This is a genomic window from Nonomuraea terrae (genome assembly GCF_044465245.1).
GTDB classification, from domain to species: domain Bacteria; phylum Actinomycetota; class Actinomycetes; order Streptosporangiales; family Streptosporangiaceae; genus Nonomuraea; species Nonomuraea terrae.
The window spans coordinates 439,301-460,555 of the sequence record NZ_JBITLL010000008.1 but is presented as its reverse complement, the minus strand read 5'-3'; the positions used below and the strand labels follow the sequence as shown (position 1 = coordinate 460,555).

Sequence of the window (21,255 nt, the reverse complement as noted above, 5' to 3'; positions counted from 1 at the left end):
TACCGGAACCTTTGCCGCGGCCGGGCGCGTCGGCCCACCCAGCGGGCATTACGATCGGTGATGGTGACGACACGATCAGCTCGCGTTCGCCGACCGGCGGCATCCTGCGCCGGCCGGGTGACGGCCCATGCGCTGCTCGTGATCGCGCTGGTCGTCGGCGCGGTGTTCACCCACGGCGGCGCGTGCGCGGCCGTGGAGCTGGCCGAGTCGGCGAGCCACAGCGCCCACGCGGAGTGGCCGGATCAGCACGACGGGCACTGCCTGCACAGCAGCCTGCCGGAGCACCATCGGCACGGCACCGAGCAGGACTGCTCGGCCAGCGGCCCTGCCGGTTCGACGTCTTACGTGGCCATGCCGGCGGAGCTGTGCACCTCCGTGGCCGGCGCCGCCGCCGCGCCTGCGCCGAGCGCGCCGCAGGCCGCTCGTCTCGCCGCGGCGTGCCTGGGAAATCTCTGCGTGATGCGCATATAGGACCGGCGACAGCCAGCAGTCGCCCATGTCCGCACTCGGTTCGCGGCTATTCCGTCATGCCGTCGATCGCGTTGTTATCCGGAGATTCATCAATGTCATCACCAGCGATTTTCGCGCGCCCGCACGAGGGATACAACGCGCTTTCTCTTACCGTCGGCAACACGCCGCTGGCGTTCATTTCGGAGCCGTTCGTCCCGGGAGGAGGAGGGTTCTGGGCCAAACTCGAAGGCTTCAATCCGGGCGGGATCAAGGACCGGCCCGCGCTGCACATGGTGCGCCGGGCCCGCGCCCGAGGCGAGCTGGCGCCGGGCGCCACGATCATCGAGTCGACCAGCGGCACCCTGGGTCTCGGCCTCGCCCTGGCCGGCATCGTCTTCGGCCATCCCGTCGTGCTGGTCGGCGACCCCGGCATGGAGCCGCTGATGTGCCGGCTGCTCGCCTCGTACGGCGCGCGTCTGGAGATCGTCACCGAGCCGCATCCGGACGGCGGCTGGCAGCAGGCCCGCCGGGAGCGGGTCGAGCGCCTGCTGGCCGCGAACCCCGGCTCCTACTGCCCCGACCAGTACAACAACCCCGACAACGTGGACGCCTACGCCGGACTCGCGCACGAGCTGCTGGCCCAGCTGTCCCACATCGACGTGCTGGTGTGCTCCGTCGGGACCGGCGGGCACAGCGCGGGCATCTCGAACGTGCTGCGCGGCCACTTCCCCGGCCTGCGCCTGGTCGGTGTCGACACGGTGGGCTCGACCATCTTCGGCCAGCCCGCCCGTTCCCGGCTGATGCGCGGGCTCGGCTCCAGCATCCATCCGCGCAACGTCGCCTACGACGCCTTCAGCGAGGTGCACTGGGTCGCCCCGGCCGAGGCGGTCTGGGCCTGCCGCACCCTGGCCGCCCGGCACTACGTCTCGGGCGGGTGGAGCACCGGCGCCGTGACCCTGGTGGCGCGCTGGCTGGCTCGCGGCAACCCCCGCCAGACCATCGTCGCGATCTTCCCCGACGGGCCGTGGCGGTACTGGAACACGGTCTTCGACGACGACTACTGCCGCACGCACGACCTGCTCGACACGGTTCCCGCGGACGAGCCGGACCTGCTGGACAAGCCGGCGGAACGCGAAGTGCGCCGCTGGACGCGCTGCGCCAACGTGGTCGACCCGCTGGCGGGCATGCGATGAGGGACACACTGCGGCAGTTCCGCTCGTTCGACCGGCCGATCCAGCTCCTGCAGATCAACCAGGCGGGCATCAACCTCGGCTTCTACATGCTCATGCCCTATCTCGCCCAGTACCTGTCCACGGGCGCGGGCCTGGCCGCCTGGACCATCGGGCTCGTCCTGGGCCTGCGCAACCTGAGCCAGCAGGGCATGTTCCTGATCGGCGGCACCCTGGCCGACCGGCTCGGGTACAAGCCGATGATCATGCTGGGGTGCGCGTTGCGTACTGTCGGGTTCGCGCTGTTCGGGCTGACCACCTCGCTGCCGCTGCTCATCGTGGCGGCCGTCGTGACGGGGCTGGCAGGGGCGCTGTTCAACCCGGCGGCCCGCGCCTGTCTCGCGTGCGAGGCCGGCGAGCGCAAGGTGGCGGCGTTCGCCGTGTTCAACGTCTTCTACCAGGGCGGCATCCTGCTCGGGCCGCTGGTCGGCATCGCCCTGCTGAACGCCGGGTTCACCGCCGTGTGCCTGGCCGCCGCGGCGATCTTCGCGGTGCTGACCGTGCTGCAGGGGTTGTGCCTGCCGGCCAGGCGCGGCCCGGCAGGTGAACGTCCGCCGGTGCTGAGCGACTGGCGGCGGGCGTTCGGGGATCGCGCCTTCGTCTCCTTCGCCGCCGCCATGATCGCCTCGTACGCGCTGTCGTTCCAGATGTATCTGGCGCTGCCGCTGGAGGTGGCGCGGCTCGGCGGTGGCGAGGTGGGCGTGATGACGTTGTACGCGTTGTCGGCGCTGCTCGGCATCGCCGGGCAGGTGCGCCTGACCGCCTGGTGCTCGGCCCGGTGGAGCCGGGGGCAGGCGATCAGCCGGGGCCTGGCCCTCATGGGGCTCGCGTTCCTGCCCCAGGCCGCGATGGCGCACCTTTCGCTGCCGACGGGCTGGGCGTTCGTTCCGCTGGTGGTGTGCACGCTGCTGCTCACCATGGGGACGTTGATCGCCTTCCCGTTCGAGATGGCCACCATCGCGGACATGGCGGGAGATCGGCTGGTCGGCACCTACTACGGGGTGTACAACCTGCTGTCCGGCATCGGCATCCTGGCCGGCAACCTGCTGGCGGGGGGCTTGGTCGACGTGGCCCGCTCCTCCGGGGCGGCCGCCGTGCCGTGGGTGCTGCTCGCCGCCGCGGGGCTGGCCTCCGCGGCGGCCGTCCGCCGGCTGGACCGGCGCGCCCCACGAGCGGCCGCCATGGCCGGCGGATGAGAGGAACCCCGGCACTCCGCCGTCAGGGATGGGCGGCGGCCATGACGCCGTGCACGGCCTGCGAGATGCGCTCGGCCGCCTGGTCGGGGTCGGGCCGGCCGGCGTCCAGCCAGGCGATGACGGCCTCGACGGTCATGGAGGGGATCAGGTTCACCGCCCAGTCGAGCCACGGGCCTGCCGGGATCCGCCTGGCCAGGTTGCGGTGGGCGACCTCGCGGGAGGCGGCCGTGATGGAGTCGATCAGGTCGCGGAAGTCGGGCTCGCGGGCGGCGTAGCGGAACAGCAGGCGGAAGCCGTCGGGATCGGCCGCGGCGGCGCGCAGCAGCCCGGGGATGGAGCCGTCGTCGAAGTCGTCGGCGCCGGTGCTCTCCGCGAGCCGCACGCAGGCGCGGTCGAGGACGGCCCGGTAGAGGTCGGCCTTGGAGTCGAAGTGCCGGTAGAGCATGGCCCGGGTCAGGTCGGCCTCGGCGGCGACGTCGTCCAGGCCGGTGGCGGCGTAGCCGGCGCGGGCGAAGGCGCGGGTGGCCGCGTCGAGGATCTGCTCACGCCGCTCGGCGCGCCGCAGCCGGCGCACCGGCGCCTGCGTGGCTTCGTGGTCCGGGTCGCTCATCCCGCCTCCGCTACTTGTCGAACTGGAAGTATACAAGTAGCTTTCTATACGTCGGAGTATACAAATCTCCGTCTACCTCTTGGAGGAGCCGTGCCTGACCCCGTTCAGCTGCCGTTCCCGCACGACAACGGCCCCCTGCGGCCCGCGCCCCTGCTCCGCGCGCTTCAGGTCCAAGGCCCCGTCCACGCCGTCCGGACCGCCGTCGGCGATCCGGCCTGGCTGGTGACCGGGTATGACGAGGTGCGCCGGCTCCTCGACGACGACCGGCTCGGCCGCGCCCACGCCCAGCCCGAACACGCCTCCCGTACGGGAGAGTCGGCGCTGTTCGGCGGGCCGATAGGCGACTTCGACAACGAGCAGGCCGACCATCGGCGGATGCGTTCGCTGCTGCAGCCGCATTTCTCGCCCGGGCGCATGCGCGCCCTGCGCGGCCGGGTCGAGGCGCTCACCGCGGACCTGCTCGACGAGCTGGCCGCCGCCGGGCCGCCCGCCGACCTGCACGCCGCGCTGGCGCTGCCGCTGCCGATCGCGGTCATCTGCGAGCTGCTCGGCGTGCCGTACGAGGACCGTGCCCGGTTCCGTGCGTGGACCCAGGCCGCCGCCGACGTCACCGATCGGGCACGCTCCGAGCAGGGGCTGGGCGAGCTGTTCGACTACGGCCGGCAACTGGTGGCCCGCAAACGCGCCGGCGGTGATCCGGACGCCGATGTGATCGCCCGGCTGGCCGCGACCGACGGGGTCAGCGACGACGAGGCCGCCGCGATGGGCATGTTCCTGCTCTTCGCCGGGCACGAGACCACGGTCACCGCCATCGGGAAGGGCGCGCTGTGGCTGCTGACCACTCCAGGCCAATGGCAGGCCTTGACAGCAGACCCGTCCAGGATCGACGCCGCCGTCGAGGAGATCCTGCGTGCGCCCGGCCTGGGTGGCGGCGGCATCCCCCGCTATGCCCGCAGCGACTTCGAGGTGGCCGGGGTGCGCGTAAGGGCCGGAGACCTGGTGTTGCTGGACACCGGCGCGGCCAACCACGACGCGTCGATGTTCGCCGACCCCGACCGCTTCGACCTCGACCGGCCCGCCGCGCCGCATCTGACCTTCGGGCACGGCGCCCGCTACTGCATCGGCGCGCCGCTGGCCCGCATCGAGCTCCAGGCGGTCTTCTCCCAGCTCACCGCCCGCTTCCCCACGCTGAAACCGGCGTGCGCGGTGGAGGAGCTGACCTTCGACCACACAGTGCTCACCGGCGGACTGACCGCGCTCCCGGTCACCTGGTGAGCGGGAGCCCGTCCATCCGCGGAGGACGTCTAATCCCAGCGCAGTCGTTGCTCCAGCAGGGCCTGCTGGGCCGGGTTGGCGGTGAGTTCGAGGGCACGTTCGTCGGCGCGCCGTGCCTGCTCGCGCCGGCCCAGGTCGCGCAGCAGTGAGGCGCGGGTGGCGTGGAACAAGGCGTGGCGCTCCAGGGGCGCGCCGAGGTTCTCGACCTCGGCCAGCGCCGCCTCCGGGCCTTGGGTGTAGCGAACGGCGACCGCTCGGTGCAGCCGGGTGACCGGGGAGGGCGCCAGGTGCAGCAGCATGTCGTACAGCACGAGGATCTGCGCCCAGTCGGTGTCGGCGAAGCCGGCGGCCTCGGCATGGCAGGCCACGATCGCCGCCTGCACCTGGTACGGGCCCGGCCGTCGATGGGCGCGGGCGGCACGCGTCAGCAGCCTGGTCGCCTCCTCGATCGCCTGCCGGTCCCACAGGCCGCGGTCCTGGTCGGCCAGCAGCACCAGACGGCCTGCTGCGTCGAAGCGGGCCGCGCCGCGGGCCCGATGGAGCCGGATCAGCGCCAGCAGCCCGGCCGCCTCCGGCTCCTTCGGCATCAGGTTCACCAGCAGCGCGGCCAGCCATTCGGCGTCGTCGACGAGGTCGCGCGCGTGGGCCCGCTCCGCCGTGCTGGACAGGTAACCCTCGTTGAACAGCAGGTAGATGACCGCCAGCACCTCGCCCAGCCGATCCGGCAGCTCCTCCTGCGACGGGACGCGGTACGGGATCCCGGCCTCGCCGATCTTCCGCTTGGCGCGGGTGATGCGCTGCGCGACCGTGGACTCGGGCACCAGGAAGGCCGCGGCGATCTGCGCCGTGGACAGCCCGCACACGACCCGCAGCGTCAGCGCGATCTGCGCGGCCCGCGACAGCGCCGGGTGGCAGCAGGTGAAGACCAGGCGCAGCCGGTCGTCGGCGGCGGCGGGCTCCGGCCGGGCGAGCCGGGCCAGTTTGGCCCGGTAGTTCGACTCCCGGCGCAACACGTCCAGGCCGCGCCTGCGTGCCACGGTGAACAGCCACGCGTCCGGCCGCTCCGGCACGCCCTCGGCCGGCCATCGCCGCAACGCCGTCTCGATCGCGTCCTGCACCAGGTCCTCGGCGGCGGCGAAATCGCCCAGCAGTGACACCAGGGACGCGGTCAGCCGGCCCGCGTGCTCGCGTACCACGCGGGCCAGGACCTCTTCGCTCATGACGCGGGGCGTATCTCCACGACCGGGCAGGCCGGCCAGGAGCGGGCCAGCCGCAGCGCCTCGTCCAGGTCGGCCACCTCGACCTCGGCGAACCCGCTGACCACCTCCTTGCCCTCCACGAACGGCCCGTCGGTGATCATCGGCTCGGCGCCGTCCAGCCGCACCGTGGTCGCGGTGTGCACCGGCGCGAGGTGCGTGTGGTGGGTGATCTTGTCGGCGTGCTCGGCGAACCACCGGCCCACCGCCTCATAGGCGGCCTGCTGCTCCAGCTCGCCCATCTCCTCCAGTCGCCTGGCGAACTCTTCGGTCTCGACGAACATCAGCACGTACTTCACGGTGTGTCCCTTCCCCTCTGTCAGCTTGCCGGGAGCGTGGCGTACAGGTCGACACCGCCTCCGTCCGGGTCGGCCACCGTGGCGTACCTCATACCCCAGAAGGCGTCGAACGGCTCCGCGATCCCGCGGTGACCCGCCTCGACCAGCTCGGCGTACTTGGCGTCCACCTCGGCCGGGGCGTCGAACTCGAAGCAGAGCAAGGTCCGGGGTCCGCCGTCCGGCGCGGTCCAGCCCGGCAGGAACGGCGTGCGGAAGCCCTCGGTGTCCAGCATGACGTGCAGGCCGTTCGGCAGGTCGCAGCCGGCGTGCTCGGGCGAGTGCGGGTCGATCGTGAAGTCCAGCCCGAGCCGGGCGTAGAAGGCGATGGACGCGCCCAGGTCGGAAACGATGAGGTCGACGGTGTTCAGCGCGGGTCGCATGAGCTCTCCCTGAGTGGTCGTACGGGGACCGCTCCAGCGGCCCCTCACTGAACAAGACGAACGGCGGGCACGCCCGTACGACACCTCGGCGAGACGTGACGAGGGGACGCCCCTGGCGGAGCGTCCCCTCGTGGTGTGGCCGCTAGTTCAGAGCTCTGGCCAGGTCGTTGAGCGCCTTGGCGAAGGCGGCCTGGGCCGGGTCGGAGGTTCTGAGGAGCTTGGCGGCGGTGCGCAGCTCGATCGCGGCGACCTTCTCGAGCCGCCGGTCGGCCATGCGTTCGGCCGAGTCGATGAGCTTGTCCACCGCGACGGCGATGCCCTTCTTCATCGTGCCGGCCCGCTCAGCCTGGGCCTGGTACGCCCGGACGACCTCGAAGCTGGGCTCGTGGGTCACCTGCGGCTGGTGCTGGGCGTTGAACCGGTCGTACGTGACCGTGGCCGCGGCCTCGATCTCCGCCTTGGCCAGGTCCTTGGTCGGGGTCAGCTCGAAGACGTCCAGACCGCGGGCGATCTCGGAGCCGTAGACGTGGCCGTTGTAGTAGTACGCGGACCAGATGCCGCCGGTGAACAGCTGGGTGGCGCTGATCGGGCCGCGGTCGAAGAAGGCGATCTCCTTCGGGTTGGCCGAGTCGGTGAAGTCGAACGCCGAGACGCCGCCCTGGTACCAGCCCTGGACCATGATGTCCCGACCCGGCACCGGGACCAGCGACCCGTTGTGCGCGACGCAGTTCTCGGTGGTGGTCTGCACGGCGGGCATCTTGTAGTAGCTGCGGAACTCCATCTTGCCGTCCACGATGTCGAAGATGGCGTTCGCGCCCCACGACGGCTCGTCGGTGTCCCGGCAGCGGGCGCCGGTGCCGCCGCCCCACTCGTCGGTGAAGACGACCTTCTTCCCGTCGTTGCTCAGCGTCGCCGAGTGCCAGTACGCGAAGTTCGGGTCGCTGACCTCGTCCAGCCGGACGGGGTTGGCGGGGTCGGAGGTGTCGAGCAGGATGCCGTTGCCGGAGCAGGCGCCGGCGACCAGGTCGAGCGCCGGGAACGCGGTGAGGTCGTGGCAGGCGCTGGTGACCGGCTGCGGCGACCAGTTGCCGCCGGACGGGTGCGTCGGCGCGGGCGGGGTGTTCTGCAGGCCGTTGATCGCGCCGGTCTCCGGGTCGGTGAACACCCGGGGCTGGCTGACGATCGCCGCGTTCTGCGGGGCGGCCAGCGGGACCTTGATGACCTCGATCCGCCACAGGGCGGTGTTCGGGTCGGTCGCCGGCGCGTTCACGCAGCCGGCCAGTTCCTGGCCGTTGCGCACGCCGGCGGTGCCGGAGACGTAGACGTAGACGTTCTCGGTGTCGTTCTTGCCGGTCACCACGCTGTGCGTGTGCGAGCCGCGGCAGGTCTGCACCGCGGCCACCTGGACCGGCTGCTCGATGTCGCTCACGTCGAAGATCCGGACGCCGCGGAAGCGTTCGGGGTTCACGGTGCCGGGAGCGCCCTGGGTGCCGCAGTCGAGCCGGCCCCGGGTCTCCTCGACCGACATGAACAGCAGATTCCCGTACACCGACATGTCGCCCTGGCCGCCCGGGCAGACGACGGATGTTTTCAGGACGGGCTGGGACGGGGTGGAGACGTCGTAGATGTTGAAACCGTGGAAGCTTCCGACGAATGCGTACTTGCCGCTGAATGCGAGGTCGGAATTGGCGAATGCGAGGTTGCCTGGATTGTCAGGCTGGTAGAAGCCTTCCGGCCGGTCCTGGTGGCCGACGAGTTTGAGTCCGTTCGCCGCCTGCTGGGCGTCGTGCCATCCGGCGCCGAGGCCGACCCGTGGGTCGGCCTGCGTCGGAGCCGGCTCGGCGGACGCCGTGGCGGTGGGCAACAATCCGGCTAGGACCACCCCCGCGGCGATCATCACCAAGCCGCGTAACCCGGCACGACGTCGTGCCCTTCTGCTTTCCTGCATGGGCCGCACCCCTCCTTTTCTGGTTCTGGCGAGACCCGACGCGTCGCGCCGAGCCGGGGACGGCCCCGAATGTCCAGCCGGTGATCGGCACAACGGTTATGCGGACACTAACGAGAATGTGATGACTTGTGCTATATCCTGTCCCATTCCGGATACGCCCGATTTTGTGCAGGCACGGTGGAAGCGAGCACCCCTCATGATCTCGTTACGCCTTTTCGTCCCCTCGCTGCTGATCGCGACCGCCGCGCTCACCGGGTGCACGGCGGACGGATCCTCGGCGACGGTCGTACAGCCCGGACGGCCGGGCGAAACCGGCAAGGTGGTGCCGCTGGACCAGGTCGAGGAGCCCGAGACCGGATACACCGACGCGGACGTACGGTTCATGCAGGGGATGATCCGGCACCACGCCCAGGCGCTGCAGATGACGGACCTGGTCGCCGGGCGTACCGAGAGCGCGGGCCTGCCGCGGCTCGCCAAGCGGATCGAGATCTCCCAGCGGGACGAGATCGACCTGATGGTGCGCTGGCTGGGCGAGCGCATGGAACAGGTGCCGAGCGTCGACTCCCCCGACGGGCACGGCCACGGCGGCGAACTGATGCCCGGCATGCTCACCGAGGCCCAGCTCACCGAGCTACGGGGAGCCAAGGGGGAGCAGTTCGACCGGCTCTTCTACCAGTACATGATCCAGCACCACACCGGGGCGCTGCAGATGGTGGAGCGGCTGTACGCCGAGCAGGGCGGCATGGAGCCGGAGATCGACCAGTTCGCCACCCACGTCGACTCGGACCAGCGCATCGAGATCGTCCGCATGCAGCAGCTCCTCGCCGACCTCTGATCGCGCGGGCGAGTTCCGCGTCAAGGCCGGGCCGCGGGGAGCCCGGCCTTGACGGGGGTTCAGGTGAGGTCGGGCGGATCAGCCGAGCTTGAGCAGCAGTGCGGCGAGCTCGACCGGCATCGTGATCATGCAGTCGTGGCCGGTCGGCAACTCCCACACCTGCGCGGGGGAGCCGTTGGGCTGGATCGGGGGGACGGGCCGGTGGGTGATGCCGTCCGGCACGCCGACGGTGCAGTGGATGTGCGTCCGCGGGACCGCGGCGACGGCCGGGTTGTCCAGCCGGACCGGTTGCTGGAGGCAACGCACCGGCTGGTCCGACAGGATCGTGCGCAGCCAGGCGACGTCCGCCGGGTCGGTGACCCCGAACAGGCCCGAGGGCGGCGGCAGCTCGGGCAGCGGCGGGATCCGCCAGCCGCTGTCGGACGTCACGGCGAGGTCGATCAGGGCCTGGGTCATGGGCTGCACATCGACCGCGCTCTCGCCGTCCTCCGGGACCATCGCGTCGAGGTAGACCAGATGCGCGATCCGCTCCGGGACCTGGTTGGCCACGGACGAGATGACCAGCCCGGCGTAGCTGTGTCCCACGAGGACCACCTCGGTGAGGTCTTCCCCGACGATCAGCCGGACGATGTCGTCGACGTGCGTGTCGAGCCCCACCTCGGGGCCGAGCAGATGCGCCTGGTCGCCGTAGCCGGTCAGCGACGGTGCGAGCACCCGGTGTCCGGCCGACGCCAGCAACGGGACCACCCGCTCCCAGCACTCACCGCTATGCCAAGCACCGTGTACCAGCAAATATGTCGACATGGTGGGCTCCTTGCTGCACTGTGGAAAGGCCGCTGACCACACTGCGGCGCACGCTCTCGCGCAGCCAGCACCCCGGCGATCCTGGGGGTGACAGGACCAGGCACGCACGCGGGCGCGAAATTACGCTGGAGAGATGAGCGACGAATCCAACCTTCTGGGCGATTACGTACGCGCCCGCCGGGAGCTCGTCACTCCTGCACAGGCCGGCATCCCCGTTCTGGGGGTACGGCGCGTGCCGGGCCTGCGCCGGGAGGAGGTCGCGATGCTCGCCGGCATCAGCGCCGACTACTACCTGCGCCTGGAGCAGGGCCGCGACCGCAACCCCTCCGTGCAGGTCCTCGAGTCCCTCGCCCGCGTGCTCCAGCTCGACGACGACGCCACGGCGTACCTGCTGCGCCTCGGCGCCGGCAAACCCCGACGGCGACGGCGCCGGCTCCCGAAGGAGACCGTCCCTCCGGGCGTCGCCAAGCTCGTCGCCACGCTCCCGCTGCCCGCGTACGTCGAGGGCCGCTACTTCGACGTCCTCGCGGCCAACGCCTTGGCGACCGCGCTGTCACCGCGTCTCGTGGCGGGCGCCAACCGCCTGCGGGACGTGTTCCTCGACCCCGCCGAGCAGGCCCTCCACAGCGACTGGGAGAACGCCGCGGCGGGCATGGTCGCCGGCTTCCGCGAGTCGGTCGGCACCGACACGGACGACCCCCGATTCGTCGAGCTCGTCGGCGAGCTCTCCCTGGCCAGCCCGCGCTTCAGCCGGCTCTGGGCCCGCCACGACGTGCTGGCGTGCGAAGGCGCGTCCAAGCACCTCGACCACCCCCAGGTCGGTGGTCTGCGGCTGAACCGGGAGAGGCTGGGCGTCGGCGGCACGGCGGGTCAGACTCTCGTCGTCCTCCACCCGGATCCCGGCACCGACAGCGCCGACAAACTGGCGCTCCTCGCCTCCGCCCTGCGATGAACGCGAGCCGCAGGCGGGCGTGCCGCCTGCGGCTCGGCTCAGATCACCGCACGGTCAGCTTGTCGACTTCGACGGTGATGCCGCGGACCTGGGGCGTCGAGGTGACCGTCGTCACGTCGCCGACACCCGTCCTGACCCCCTTGACCTTCATCGAGTACGTCAGACTCCCGCCGGGAGCGGCGGGTGTGCTCGTCACGACCAGGTTCTCGGTGGGCGGCCCGGTGATCTGGGCGCCGCCGGTGCCCTCCTCGTTCTCGGCGCCCACGGTCAGGCCGTAGCTCGCCGGAGGCGCGCCGGGAAGGTTGCCCGGATCGTAGACGTAACTGACGTCCTCCGTGCCGTTGAGCCCGATCCACTGCTGGAACACCTTGGTGGCGGTCGTGCCGAAGAGGTTCACCCGCCACTCCACCACCACCCAGCGGTTCGTCCCGTCGGACAGGATCGTGGCGAAGACTCCGGGGGCGCCGGTGCCGTCCAGGTCGGTCCAGTACGGGGCGAGCACGCCGTTCGGGTTCGCCGGATCGGGCAACGTCTGCGGGGTGAAGGAGATGTCGCCCGACTCGGTGCCGCCCACGACGCTGTAGCCGTTGGAGGTCACGCCGAGCCTGGTGTAGGTGTTACCGGCGAACGTGAACGCCGGGAGGGTGAAGTTCACCGCCTGCTCGTCGCCGATCGGGATCGGGGTGACGCCGAACGAGTCCAGCGGGCGGTAGCCGGACGGTCCCGCGCCCGGCGCGATCGTCGGGCTGGCGGGCTGCCGGGCGGCCAGCGTCGCCTTGGTGGTCGCGATCTGCGTGCCGACCTTGGTGGCTCCGGTGACGCCGTTCAGGCGCAGGCGGGTGTCGAGCGTGCTGAGCGCGGTCACCTCCGCGTCCTCGAGCGTGTTGTTCTGCACGGTGACCGTGCAGGTGGACTCGCCGGTGTTCCTGGTGACGGTGGACGGCGTGCAGGTCTGGTCGACCGGCACCGCGCCCTCCTGACGGAAGAACGCGACGGGCAGGTGCAGCGCGCGCGAGCCGCCGACCTGCTTGAGGTTCACCTGCCCGAAGTACTGCCCGTCGGGCAGCTCCGGGGCCGTGATGACCACGCTCAGCCTGGCGCTCTTACCGGGCGCGACGGAGAAGAGCGGCGGCAGCACCGTGATCTTGGCGCCGTCCACGGTCTTGCCCGTGGCGGTGAACGTCAGCCGGCGGTCGGTGACGTTCGTGACCGTGCGCTTGGCGGTGATGACGCCCGGCATGGTCGGGGCGTTCACCGAGGGCAGGTTGAGGTCGATCCGGTTGAGCGGGTCGGCGGCCGAGGCGACGAAGTCGGCCGCGGTCTCGTCCAGCGTCAGGCCAGGGTCGCCGGCCTTGGTGAGGTCGATGCGCCCGCCGCCCATGTCGAACGGGTCCGCCGGCGTCGTACGGTCCTGCTTGGTGACCGCGGTCTTGGCCGTGGTCTCCAGCGCGGACTTGACCTGCCCCGGCGTCCAGTCGGGGTGCAGCGCGAACAGCAGCGCGGCCGCCCCCGCCACGTGCGGCGCCGACATCGACGTGCCCGAGATGACCTGGTAGAGGTTGCCCGGCGGGCCCTCCAGCACCGACTCGGGCGTCGGGGTCATGCCCGCCATGATGTGCAGGCCGGGCGCGGTGACGTCCGGCTTGAGGAAGTCGCCGCCGGGGCCCCGCGAGGAGAAGTGCGTGATCGCGTCGCCCTGCCACTTGCTCTCGGCGCCCTGGGTGAAGGACGCGGCGGCGTCCGGGTGCTCGGACAGGAAGCTCAGCAGCGTGTCGGCCTCCGGCTTGTCGACGTGCACCGACGGGATCCAGTGGGCGTCGGTGAAGACGTCGAACGGGAAGCTGTTGTAGAGGATCATCCCGGCCGCGCCGCCCTGCATGACGTTGTGGCTCTTCAGCGTCCGGTTCGGGCCGCGTTCGCACGCGACGATCTTCCCGGTGAACAGCCCGGCCGGCGCGGGGGCGTCACACAGCGGCCGCGAGTACGGCGGCGCGGAGGCGAGCACCACGGGCAGCGGCGAGGTGATCCCCGGCGTGATGGAGGCGCCCTTGATCGTCGCCGTGGCGCCGCGGCCGGTCAGCGTGATCGTGGACTGGAACGTCCGGTTCTGCGTGGAGGCGGCCACCGTCGTCGTCCAGGGGCCGAGGTGGTCGGTGGTGTCCGCGCCCGGCCCGGAGTTGCCGGCCGACGCCGAGACCAGCACGCCCGCCGCGTACGCGTCGAGGAACGCCAGCTCCACCGGGTCGCTGTACGGGTCGCTGCCGCCGGAGATCGAGAAGTTGATGACCCGGACGCCGTCCAGGATGGCCCGCGCCACCGCCTGCGCCGAGTCCGACGGGAAGCAGCCCTCCAGGCCGCACACCTTGTAGACCGACACCGCGGCGCCGGGCGCGACGCCGTGGATGGAGCCGCGGCTGATGCCCAGCGGGTTCGCGTCGTCCACCGGGCCGCCGGCCGACGTGCTCGCCGTGTGGGTGCCGTGGCCGTTGGAGTCGCGGGCGCTGTCGGGGTAGACCTCGCCCGGGAAGATCGCGTTGTACGTCTCCAGGAACGGCTGCCCGCCGACCAGCTTGTTGTTGCACGCGAACGGGTCGTCGGCGGGAGTCGCCGGGTTGTCGCCGAAGTCGCACACCCGCGGCGTGCCGTCCTTGGTCGGCGCGGGGTCGGGCAGGCCGGGCCGGTCGGCGAACGACGGGTGCTCGGGCCAGGCGCCGGTGTCCAGGACGCCCACGATCACGCCCTCGCCGGCCGAGTCACTGCCGCCGAGCTTGTCGTAGACGGTGGGGGCGCCGATGAAGGCGGGGCTCGCGTCGGTGAGCAACTGCTGCGGCTTGTCCTCCTGCACGGCGACCGCGCCGGGCAGTTTCAGCACCTCGGCCGCCTTGTCGCCGGGGATGCGGAGCGCGATGCCGCCGTACACCGTCCTGATCCGCTGGCCGACCACGGCCCCGGGGACCTTCTCGGTCAGCTCCGCGAGGAACGTGTTCTCGACGTCCTTGATGTGCTCGTCGTACCGTCTGGCCTCGGCGCTCCTGGTGTCGAGGGCGCGGCCCGTGACGGCGGGGCTCGTGCCCGGCAGGCCGGGCAGGTGGCCCTGGTAGGCGGCCAGCGAGTCGTAGTCGAGCTTGACCACGACGTTGACCGGCGCGGGAGAGGTGTTGCGCAGCAGGGCCGGGTCGCTCTTGGCGAGCTTGCCGGTCGGCGACTTGGCGCCGTCGACGACCTCGGTGGGGGTGAGAGGGGTGGCCGTCCACTGCTTGGCCGGCGGGGTCGGCGTGGGGCCGGCCAGGGCCGCCGCCGGGCCCATGGCCAGGACGACGCTCAGGCCGGCGGCGACTGGGACGAGTCGCCGCGCGTGGGACAAGAGGGAGCTGGGTAACACGGAGGACCTTCCTGGTCGGGGCTGCGGGAACTCGTCAGGCCGCTCAGGAGGCGTCAGGTCACCCGTTCAGAGAGATCGCTGACCCTCCCCGGTGGGTGACGAGTGAGGAACATGGAGCTTGATCGCCCCAGTTCCGAACTGGAGTGTAAACAGTGATCTCTCGCTGAGGAACCCCACTGACTTGCCAGAATCCCGCCGGCGATCCGTCACACTTCACGATCGACAACGACCTCGTCTGCTGCTTCCGGGCCGTAGAAGTGCCGGTGGCCTGGTCGTGACCGCCCCGTACGGCCGGGGCTAGCCTGGCCGTATGGGGCAGCTGCCGGAATACGCCTGGTCCCGGGCCGCGCCGACCTTGCGGGGGCTCGTGTCCGGGTACTCCGGCTATCGGACGCACGGGCCACCGGGAGTGCACCACGGCCTGCCGTCCGGGCACCTGACGGTCGTCGTCTGCCTGTCCGGCACACTCGACGTCGTGGGCGTGCCCGGACCGCCGCGGCCGCCGCGGTCGTTCACGTCGGCCGTCGGCGGGTTGCACGACGGGCCGGTCGTGATGGCGCACGACGGTCACCAGTACGGCGTGCACCTCGATCTGACCTGGCGGGGCGCCCGGGCCCTGCTCGGCCTGCCCGCGAGCGAACTCGCCGGAGACGTCGCCGACCTGACCGCGGTGCTCGGCGGCCGGGCGCGCGAGCTGGGCGAACGGCTGGCCGGCGCCCCGACCTGGCGAGGCCGGTTCCGGATCCTGGACGACACGCTGGCCGAGCTGATCGATCACGGCCGCGGCGGGCCGCCGCCCGAGGTGGCCCAGGCGTGGCGCCGGTTGCGCGAGACGGGCGGCCGGCTGGCCATCGGTGAGCTCGCCGAGGAGCTCGGCTGGAGCCGGCGGCACCTGGGTGAGCGGTTCCGCCGCGAGACCGGCCTGTCGCCGAAGACGGCGGCCCGGGTGATCCGCTTCGAGCGGGCCTGCCGGCTGCTGCGCTCGCCGCGCCGGCCCTCGCAGGCCGAGACGGCGGCCGAGTGCGGCTACTCCGACCAGGCTCATCTGGCGCGGGAGTTCCGCGATCTCGGTGGCACGACGGCGACGCGGTGGCTGGGCGAGTTCCCATTCGTCCAAGACCGGGCGGCGGTCTCCGAACCAGGATGAGCCACATGGAAACACGTACTGACAGGCCCTCGGTGTGGCCCTGCCTCTCCTACCGTGACGCGCGGGCGGCGATCCGGTTCCTGGCCGACGCGTTCGGGTTCGTGGAGCGTGCCTGCTACACGGCGGGCGACGCCGTGGCGCACGCCGAGCTCGCCTGGCCGTCCGGGGCGGGCGGGATCATGCTCGGCTCGGCCGACGCGGCCAGCGACATCGACCGTCCGACCGGCGCCGGTCTCGTCTACATGGTCACCGACGCCCCGGACGCCCTGCTCGCCCGCGCCACCGCCGCCGGCGCGGAGGTCGTACGGGACATCAAGGACGAGGACTACGGCAACCGCACCTTCACCGTCCGCGACCCGGAGGGCAACCTCTGGAGCTTCGGCACCTACCCCGGCTCATAGCGCGTTCTCCTGGATGTAGGCCCAGTGGGCGGCGTTCGCCGGTGGGACGGCGTCTCCGGGCGGCGATGACGTGGCGGTGGGGTGTCCTTCGAGGAGGGCGGTGCCCATCGCGGTGCGGGTGTGCAGGACGGATCGCCCGCGGCGTTCGGTGGTGATCAGACCGGCCTCGCGCAGCGTGGCCGCGTGCCGGCTGGCGGTCGGAGCCGACAGCCGGAGGGTCTCGGCGAGCTGCGACGTGGTCATGGCCCGGTCGAGGGCGTCCAGCGCGGCGGCCCGGGCGTGGCCGATCAGCCGCGCCACGGCGTCATGGTCGGTGGGCTGCCGCGGGTCGTCGTGGCCTGCCGCCTGGAGCCAGCCCACGGTGTGCGGGATGGGATAGGCGAGGGTCGGAGGCTGTTCGGGATCGGCGAACGCCGTGGGCCGGCGCAGACAGAAGAACGACGGCTGCAGCGTCAAGGCTCGTCCGCCGACCCGGAAGTCCGCGTCCACGGGACAGGGAACGTTCAGCCGGCCGTCGTGCCAGCTCAGCAGCTGTTTGGGGAAGCTGCTGAGCAGCCCTTCGACGCCGTTGCCCAGAACGGCCTCCGCGCACCGGGTGCGTTCCGCGTCGAACGCGTGCCGCACGTGAGCGGTGTAGGGGGCGACGGCGATCTGGTGGTAACGGCGCAGGAGCTCGCCGAGCCGTTCGACCGTGGCCAGGTCGCCCGCCGCGAGGTCGCGGGACCACCTCGGCAGGGAGCGGTGCCGGTGAGCCATCAGCGTCATCTCGTGCTTGAGCACCGTGCGAGGCGTCGCCATCACCAGGTCGAGGCCGGTGTCCAGATCCACGGAGTCGTCCGCTGGGACGAGGAAGTCGGGCCAGTAGTCCGGCAGCGGATACAGCCGGGCCAGTTCGGCGACGGCGGCGGTCAGCCCCGCGCGGGCGAGGGCGCGGCGGACCGCCCTGCGCCAGGGGTCGAACAGCAGGGCCGCCTCACGGGTCTGCAGCAGTTGCAGGCTGAACGAGATCTCCCACATCGGGTGCGGCCGGCGGGCCACCCGCACCCGTAGCAGGTCGTCGGACGTGATGTGGAAACGCAGCATCTCTCAACCCCAAAGCAGCTCGTGAACGCGGTGGTGCAGACCTCAGCTTCGAGAGCCGGCGGATTGTCCGACACCCCCTTTCACCAGTGCCGACAAACCTCCGCGACCCCGACTATTGCCCCTGAACGCAAAGGATGGCGGGGCCTCTCGGCCGCTGCGCATACTCGACATCACCTCGCAGGGCGAAGCGGCTCCGGCGGCTTCTGGGGCCCCCTGCGAGGCGACCAAGCTCACCCGACCCATGGGGGAATGCATGCGATCTCTGAGAACCGCAGCGCTCGCCGCCGGCAGCGTCGCCGCTGCCGCAGCTCTGGCGCTGTCCGTGGCGCCCGTACAGGCGGCTTCGCTGCCGGCCGGGGTGCAGGTCGTCCACAACGCGACGACAGTGGACTGCCCGGACGGCTACTTCTGCTCGTACACCGAGCGCAACCAGAGCGGCAAGATGTACAAGACGGAAGGCAACTGGGAGGGCCGGCTGACGGGCATCCGTTCCGTCTTCAACAACGGGCGGCCCTTCCAGGATGCGGATCACGTGGATCTGACCTGGGAGAGCAGCACCGCGACAGACACGTGGTGCTTCCACTACTGGAACGGCTCCGGGACGGATGCGCCCTGGAAGGCGAACTTCTCCAGCCCGGTGACGGTCACCGAGGTCGAGTGGCGCGGGGAGTGCTGACCGTTCCGCGGTCAGCCGTTCGATCTCGTCATGCGGGGGCGCGATCGGGTGGACGACCGAAGTCCTGAACGCATCGGACCCGCACGACCGCTCACGCACACGCCTCGGGCCGGCTTTCGCCAGGCCCGCCGGCGGAGCGGGCGGGATCCGGAAGGCGCAGGATGATCCTCCAGGGCCACGGTCGATCGGGTCGAGCAGCTCCCTCACCGACCCGGTGTCCCTCGGGGAAACCGTCGGCTCACGTGCGCGAGCCCGGATCTCGCACCTGCCGTGACCCGGCAGGAAGAGGCCCGTCACCAGCGGAGGAGGGGTGACGGGCCTCTTGTACGTCCACCGCCGCACTACCTTGTCGAGGTGGATCTCTTCTCCCGCTCGTGGACGGCGTTGCGCACGACGGTCGCCGAACTCGCCGACGAGGACTTCTCACAGCCGTCCGGCTGCGCCGGCTGGCTCGTCCGGGACCTGATCTGCCACCTGATCATCGACGCGCAGGACGTCCTGATCACCCTGGTGACCCCCGCCGAGACCGAGCCGACCCGTGACGCGGTGACCTACTGGGAGGTCGCCGACACGCCGCCGACCGGCGACGACCCGCTCGACGCGCTGGTCGTCCGGCTGGCCGCCGCGTACGAGGAGCCGCGGCTGCTCCGGTTCCACCTCGACGACGTCGGCTCCGCCGCGGGCCGCGCCGCCGAACTCGCCGACCCTGAGCTGCGGGTCGGCACCCGGGGCGAGGTCCTCACCGCGGGCGACTACCTCTCCGCGTATGTCGTGGAGTGGACGCTGCACCACCTCGACCTGGTCGCGCACCTCCCGCACGCGGCCGGGCCGCCCGCCGAGGGGCTCGCCCGGTCGCGCGCGACGCTTGAGGCGATAGCCGGGAGCGCGTTCCCCGCGTCGTTCTCCGACAAGGACGCGCTGCTGGTCGGCACCGGACGGCGTGCCCCGACCGACGTGGAGCGGGCCGAGCTGGGCGAGCTCGCCGCGAGACTCCCGCTCGTCCTCGGCTGATCACCCGCCGCGTCAGGGTTCGCCGCCGATCACGGCCACACCGGCACCGCCGTCCGTGACTCGGCCGGTCTCGGACGCCACCGCGACCCGGGGCCGGGCAGGCGTCCCGGCCAGGGACAGGTCGCCGTCACCCCTCAGCGCTGACTTCCAGCCCTATGGCCGGCTGTGCATGCCATGGGGCAGCACGATCAGGACGCTGATCAGGAAGTACTCACCCGGCGGCATGCCAGGCAACCCGAAGACCAGGCTCCCGACGACGATGACGGCGACGAGCAGCACGACCTGCATCGCCGCCGCCAGCACGGCCACGACGACGGCCTTGGCGGTAACGATCCGCCAGGACGGCGTCGGCCCGCTCATGAGCGCGTTCCAGTTCCCGCCCCGGTGCTCGGCCCGCCACACCAGGGAGGCGAGGATCCCGATCCCGATCGCGAGCGGGAAGAGGCCGTGGAAGACGACCGACCGCAGCCACATCGTGTGCCAGCCGTCTTCGGGTCGCTCGCCTGAGGCGAGCGTGCCGGCCGCTCCGGAGAGCACCATGGCCACCGGCAGCAGCACGACGACCGCCCAGCTCAGTGAACGCCTCACCTTGAGGAATTCGGCGCGAACAGCACCCATGTCAGATCTCCCGGCGGTCGAACGAACCGGTGAGGAGCAGGAAGAGAGCGGCGCCGATGAGGCCGAGCCCCGCGACGCTCGCATATGACGGAGTGAGGGCCACCAGGTCACCGTCCCGGTAGCCGGCGGCGGCCACCAGCGCGTAGTACCCCCAGGGGGACGCGTGCGCGAGCCAGGGCGGCAGACCGGAGGCGAACACCGCGACCACGGATCCGAGCACCCCGATGCCCAGCCCGGCCAGCTGGTTGTCGATCCGGGCGGACAGCATGACGTGCAGGGCGAGGACGACGAGGTTCGCCACGAGGACCGAGGCGGTGTAGCCGAGCCACGGCCCGGCCGGAACGGCGGCGGTGACACCCAGCAGGAGCCCGGCCCCGATGACGAGCACGCTCTGGAGCACCGTCGCGACGGTCACGACGGCGCCGACGGCGACGAGCTTGACCCGGCAGAGCCCGCCCGGCGTGATCCCGGAGGTCTGGGAGAGCAGCCAGCCGCCGCCCTCGTGCTCGATGTCGACCTGACGGCTGGCCAGCACCGCCAGCATGATCGGCGAGACCATCGGCACCGCGAGCGACATGCCACCCAGCAGCAGCTCCCAGGAGCGTGCGGCAGGATCGGCGAAGTCCGGGCTGGTGATCGCGCTGAACATGACCAGGCCGGTCACGGCGGCCACCATGACGATCGCCACCGGGGCGATCCGCAGGTGGCGCATCTTGGCGAACTCGTTCGCCACGACACGGTCCATCACAGGCCCCCGCCCCCGGTGAGGTCCATGAACACGCCTTCGAGCGACTGCTCCTCGCGGCGCACCCCGTGGACGCCGATGCCGGCGCCGACGAGGCGCGCGACGGCCTTGGCCGTAGCGTGGTCGTCGAGCCCGGACAGACGCACCGAACGCCCGTCGAGGCGGCTCTGGAACTCGCCGGTGAGCAGCGCGTTCGCGTGCGTGGGGTGGGAGGTGTCGATGAGCGTGTCCGGGGTGGAGGCGGCGAGCAGCTCGGCGCGGGTGCCCTGGAACAGCAGCCGCCCGTTGCTGAGGATGCCCAGCATGGTCGCGGTCTTGTCGATCTCCCCGAGCAGGTGGCTCGACACCATCACCGTCACCCCGCCCCCGGACAGGCGCCGCAGGAGGTCACGGATCTCCTCGATGCCGGCCGGGTCCAACCCGTTCGTCGGCTCGTCGAGGATCAGCAGCCGGGGCTCACGCGCCAGCGCCATCGCGATCCCCAGCCGTTGCTTCATGCCCAGCGAGTAGTCGCGGACCTTCTTGTCGAGCTGGCCCTGCAGCCGCACCGTGCGCACCGCGCGGCCGACCTGATCGTCGTCGATGCCCAGGAGGCGTTGCACCAGGCGCATGTTCTCCCCGCCGGTGAGGTGCCCGTATCCGGGCGGGGATTCGATGAGGGAGCCGATCCGCCCCAGCAGCTCCCGCCGCGTCGAGCGGTTCATCGGGCGCCCCATGACCTCGACCTGCCCGCTCGTGGGCCGGATCAGGGACAGGAGCATCTTCATGGTCGTGGACTTGCCCGATCCGTTCGGCCCGAGGAAGCCGTACACGCAGCCTTGCGGGATGCGCAGGTTCAGGTTCTCCACGACGGCACGTTTTCCGTACCGCTTGGTGAGTCGATCCGTGGACACGATGCAGGACATGCGATCCACCGTCC

At 71.5% G+C, this 21,255-nt stretch carries 21 protein-coding genes; 10 read left to right on the top strand and 11 right to left on the bottom strand.

Annotation, left to right across the window (positions count from 1 at the left end):
- Nucleotides 1-117: 117 nt before the first annotated feature.
- The 3 genes from ACIBP6_RS40590 to ACIBP6_RS40580 all read left to right on the top strand — a co-directional run bounded on the left by ACIBP6_RS40590 (nucleotide 118) and on the right by ACIBP6_RS40580 (nucleotide 2,875).
- Nucleotides 118-471, top strand: a complete 354-nt coding sequence (locus tag ACIBP6_RS40590; protein WP_397059748.1) for a hypothetical protein — start codon at nucleotides 118-120, stop codon at nucleotides 469-471.
- Nucleotides 472-563: 92 nt separating this feature from the next.
- Nucleotides 564-1,643 carry a PLP-dependent cysteine synthase family protein gene (locus ACIBP6_RS40585; RefSeq protein WP_397059747.1) on the top strand — a complete coding sequence of 360 codons (1,080 nt, stop codon included), beginning with the start codon at nucleotides 564-566 and terminating at the stop codon, nucleotides 1,641-1,643.
- A complete protein-coding gene (locus ACIBP6_RS40580; RefSeq protein ID WP_397059745.1) occupies nucleotides 1,640-2,875 on the top strand; it encodes an MFS transporter in 1,236 nt (411 codons plus the stop codon). Before ACIBP6_RS40585 ends, ACIBP6_RS40580 begins: the two co-directional genes overlap by 4 nt.
- A 22-nt stretch (nucleotides 2,876-2,897) precedes the next feature.
- On the opposite strand, the gene ACIBP6_RS40575 is transcribed toward ACIBP6_RS40580, so the two are convergent.
- The gene (locus tag ACIBP6_RS40575; RefSeq protein ID WP_397059743.1) at nucleotides 2,898-3,485 is read right to left on the bottom strand and encodes a TetR/AcrR family transcriptional regulator; all 588 of its coding nucleotides are present in this window, start codon (nucleotides 3,483-3,485) and stop codon (nucleotides 2,898-2,900) included.
- A 90-nt stretch (nucleotides 3,486-3,575) separates the two neighbouring features.
- Between ACIBP6_RS40575 and ACIBP6_RS40570 the strand changes: the two genes are divergently transcribed.
- Nucleotides 3,576-4,760, top strand: a complete 1,185-nt coding sequence (locus ACIBP6_RS40570) for a cytochrome P450 (RefSeq protein WP_397059741.1) — start codon at nucleotides 3,576-3,578, stop codon at nucleotides 4,758-4,760.
- Between the two features lie 29 nt (nucleotides 4,761-4,789).
- On the opposite strand, the gene ACIBP6_RS40565 is transcribed toward ACIBP6_RS40570, so the two are convergent.
- From ACIBP6_RS40565 to ACIBP6_RS40550, 4 genes are all read right to left on the bottom strand, one after another.
- On the bottom strand, nucleotides 4,790-5,980 hold the full coding sequence (locus tag ACIBP6_RS40565) for an RNA polymerase sigma factor (RefSeq protein ID WP_397059740.1): 1,191 nt from the start codon (nucleotides 5,978-5,980) through the stop codon (nucleotides 4,790-4,792).
- Complete coding sequence (locus ACIBP6_RS40560; protein ID WP_165969497.1) at nucleotides 5,977-6,315, bottom strand: YciI family protein; 339 nt, start codon at nucleotides 6,313-6,315, stop codon at nucleotides 5,977-5,979. Before ACIBP6_RS40560 ends, ACIBP6_RS40565 begins: the two co-directional genes overlap by 4 nt.
- 20 nt (nucleotides 6,316-6,335) lie before the next feature.
- Nucleotides 6,336-6,734: a VOC family protein gene (locus ACIBP6_RS40555; protein ID WP_397059738.1), complete on the bottom strand. Its 399-nt coding sequence runs from the start codon at nucleotides 6,732-6,734 to the stop codon at nucleotides 6,336-6,338.
- Between the two features lie 142 nt (nucleotides 6,735-6,876).
- Complete coding sequence (locus ACIBP6_RS40550; protein ID WP_397059736.1) at nucleotides 6,877-8,682, bottom strand: LVIVD repeat-containing protein; 1,806 nt, start codon at nucleotides 8,680-8,682, stop codon at nucleotides 6,877-6,879.
- 196 nt (nucleotides 8,683-8,878) lie between these two features.
- Between ACIBP6_RS40550 and ACIBP6_RS40545 the strand changes: the two genes are divergently transcribed.
- Complete coding sequence (locus ACIBP6_RS40545; protein WP_397059734.1) at nucleotides 8,879-9,517, top strand: DUF305 domain-containing protein; 639 nt, start codon at nucleotides 8,879-8,881, stop codon at nucleotides 9,515-9,517.
- A 78-nt stretch (nucleotides 9,518-9,595) separates the two neighbouring features.
- On the opposite strand, the gene ACIBP6_RS40540 is transcribed toward ACIBP6_RS40545, so the two are convergent.
- On the bottom strand, nucleotides 9,596-10,321 hold the full coding sequence (locus tag ACIBP6_RS40540) for an alpha/beta fold hydrolase (protein WP_397059732.1): 726 nt from the start codon (nucleotides 10,319-10,321) through the stop codon (nucleotides 9,596-9,598).
- 133 nt (nucleotides 10,322-10,454) lie between these two features.
- On the opposite strand from ACIBP6_RS40540, the gene ACIBP6_RS40535 reads away from it, so the two are divergent.
- Nucleotides 10,455-11,273 (top strand): helix-turn-helix domain-containing protein, encoded by an 819-nt coding sequence (locus ACIBP6_RS40535; RefSeq protein WP_397059730.1) that lies wholly within the window; start codon nucleotides 10,455-10,457, stop codon nucleotides 11,271-11,273.
- A gap of 43 nt (nucleotides 11,274-11,316) precedes the next feature.
- Here ACIBP6_RS40535 and ACIBP6_RS40530 read toward each other — a convergent pair whose 3' ends face one another.
- Nucleotides 11,317-14,637 (bottom strand): S8 family serine peptidase, encoded by a 3,321-nt coding sequence (locus ACIBP6_RS40530; protein WP_397059729.1) that lies wholly within the window; start codon nucleotides 14,635-14,637, stop codon nucleotides 11,317-11,319.
- 328 nt (nucleotides 14,638-14,965) lie between these two features.
- Here ACIBP6_RS40530 and ACIBP6_RS40525 point away from each other — a divergent pair, with 328 nt between their 5' ends.
- Together ACIBP6_RS40525 and ACIBP6_RS40520 are read left to right on the top strand one after the other, a co-directional pair.
- Nucleotides 14,966-15,802 carry a helix-turn-helix domain-containing protein gene (locus ACIBP6_RS40525; protein ID WP_397059728.1) on the top strand — a complete coding sequence of 279 codons (837 nt, stop codon included), beginning with the start codon at nucleotides 14,966-14,968 and terminating at the stop codon, nucleotides 15,800-15,802.
- 5 nt (nucleotides 15,803-15,807) lie between these two features.
- A complete protein-coding gene (locus ACIBP6_RS40520) occupies nucleotides 15,808-16,203 on the top strand; it encodes a VOC family protein (protein WP_397059726.1) in 396 nt (131 codons plus the stop codon).
- Here the strand turns inward: ACIBP6_RS40520 and ACIBP6_RS40515 are convergent.
- A complete protein-coding gene (locus ACIBP6_RS40515) occupies nucleotides 16,198-17,286 on the bottom strand; it encodes a winged helix-turn-helix domain-containing protein (RefSeq protein WP_397059724.1) in 1,089 nt (362 codons plus the stop codon). The genes ACIBP6_RS40520 and ACIBP6_RS40515 overlap by 6 nt on opposite strands.
- A gap of 253 nt (nucleotides 17,287-17,539) precedes the next feature.
- On the opposite strand from ACIBP6_RS40515, the gene ACIBP6_RS40510 reads away from it, so the two are divergent.
- The gene (locus tag ACIBP6_RS40510) at nucleotides 17,540-17,962 is read left to right on the top strand and encodes a peptidase inhibitor family I36 protein (protein ID WP_397059723.1); all 423 of its coding nucleotides are present in this window, start codon (nucleotides 17,540-17,542) and stop codon (nucleotides 17,960-17,962) included.
- Nucleotides 17,963-18,316: 354 nt separating this feature from the next.
- On the top strand, nucleotides 18,317-18,973 hold the full coding sequence (locus ACIBP6_RS40505) for a maleylpyruvate isomerase N-terminal domain-containing protein (RefSeq protein WP_397059721.1): 657 nt from the start codon (nucleotides 18,317-18,319) through the stop codon (nucleotides 18,971-18,973).
- Between the two features lie 153 nt (nucleotides 18,974-19,126).
- On the opposite strand, the gene ACIBP6_RS40500 is transcribed toward ACIBP6_RS40505, so the two are convergent.
- From ACIBP6_RS40500 to ACIBP6_RS40490, 3 genes are read right to left on the bottom strand one after another with little or no spacing between them, the layout of a single operon-like run.
- Entirely contained in the window at nucleotides 19,127-19,591 is a 465-nt protein-coding gene (locus ACIBP6_RS40500) for an ABC transporter permease (RefSeq protein ID WP_397059719.1), read from the bottom strand.
- A gap of 1 nt (nucleotide 19,592) precedes the next feature.
- Complete coding sequence (locus ACIBP6_RS40495; RefSeq protein WP_397059717.1) at nucleotides 19,593-20,324, bottom strand: ABC transporter permease; 732 nt, start codon at nucleotides 20,322-20,324, stop codon at nucleotides 19,593-19,595.
- An 11-nt stretch (nucleotides 20,325-20,335) separates the two neighbouring features.
- The gene (locus ACIBP6_RS40490) at nucleotides 20,336-21,241 is read right to left on the bottom strand and encodes an ABC transporter ATP-binding protein (protein WP_397059715.1); all 906 of its coding nucleotides are present in this window, start codon (nucleotides 21,239-21,241) and stop codon (nucleotides 20,336-20,338) included.
- Nucleotides 21,242-21,255 lie beyond the last annotated feature (14 nt).

Coding starts and splice junctions, on each gene's coding strand:
- ACIBP6_RS40585 (WP_397059747.1), top strand. CDS start 564: ATGTCATCACCAGCGATTTTCGCGCGCCCGCACGAGGGATACAACGCG.
- ACIBP6_RS40580 (WP_397059745.1), top strand. CDS start 1,640: ATGAGGGACACACTGCGGCAGTTCCGCTCGTTCGACCGGCCGATCCAG.
- ACIBP6_RS40575 (WP_397059743.1), bottom strand. CDS start 3,485: ATGAGCGACCCGGACCACGAAGCCACGCAGGCGCCGGTGCGCCGGCTG.
- ACIBP6_RS40565 (WP_397059740.1), bottom strand. CDS start 5,980: ATGAGCGAAGAGGTCCTGGCCCGCGTGGTACGCGAGCACGCGGGCCGG.
- ACIBP6_RS40555 (WP_397059738.1), bottom strand. CDS start 6,734: ATGCGACCCGCGCTGAACACCGTCGACCTCATCGTTTCCGACCTGGGC.
- ACIBP6_RS40550 (WP_397059736.1), bottom strand. CDS start 8,682: ATGCAGGAAAGCAGAAGGGCACGACGTCGTGCCGGGTTACGCGGCTTG.
- ACIBP6_RS40545 (WP_397059734.1), top strand. CDS start 8,879: ATGATCTCGTTACGCCTTTTCGTCCCCTCGCTGCTGATCGCGACCGCC.
- ACIBP6_RS40540 (WP_397059732.1), bottom strand. CDS start 10,321: ATGTCGACATATTTGCTGGTACACGGTGCTTGGCATAGCGGTGAGTGC.
- ACIBP6_RS40535 (WP_397059730.1), top strand. CDS start 10,455: ATGAGCGACGAATCCAACCTTCTGGGCGATTACGTACGCGCCCGCCGG.
- ACIBP6_RS40525 (WP_397059728.1), top strand. CDS start 14,966: ATGGGGCAGCTGCCGGAATACGCCTGGTCCCGGGCCGCGCCGACCTTG.
- ACIBP6_RS40520 (WP_397059726.1), top strand. CDS start 15,808: ATGGAAACACGTACTGACAGGCCCTCGGTGTGGCCCTGCCTCTCCTAC.
- ACIBP6_RS40515 (WP_397059724.1), bottom strand. CDS start 17,286: ATGCTGCGTTTCCACATCACGTCCGACGACCTGCTACGGGTGCGGGTG.
- ACIBP6_RS40510 (WP_397059723.1), top strand. CDS start 17,540: ATGCGATCTCTGAGAACCGCAGCGCTCGCCGCCGGCAGCGTCGCCGCT.
- ACIBP6_RS40500 (WP_397059719.1), bottom strand. CDS start 19,591: ATGGGTGCTGTTCGCGCCGAATTCCTCAAGGTGAGGCGTTCACTGAGC.
- ACIBP6_RS40490 (WP_397059715.1), bottom strand. CDS start 21,241: ATGTCCTGCATCGTGTCCACGGATCGACTCACCAAGCGGTACGGAAAA.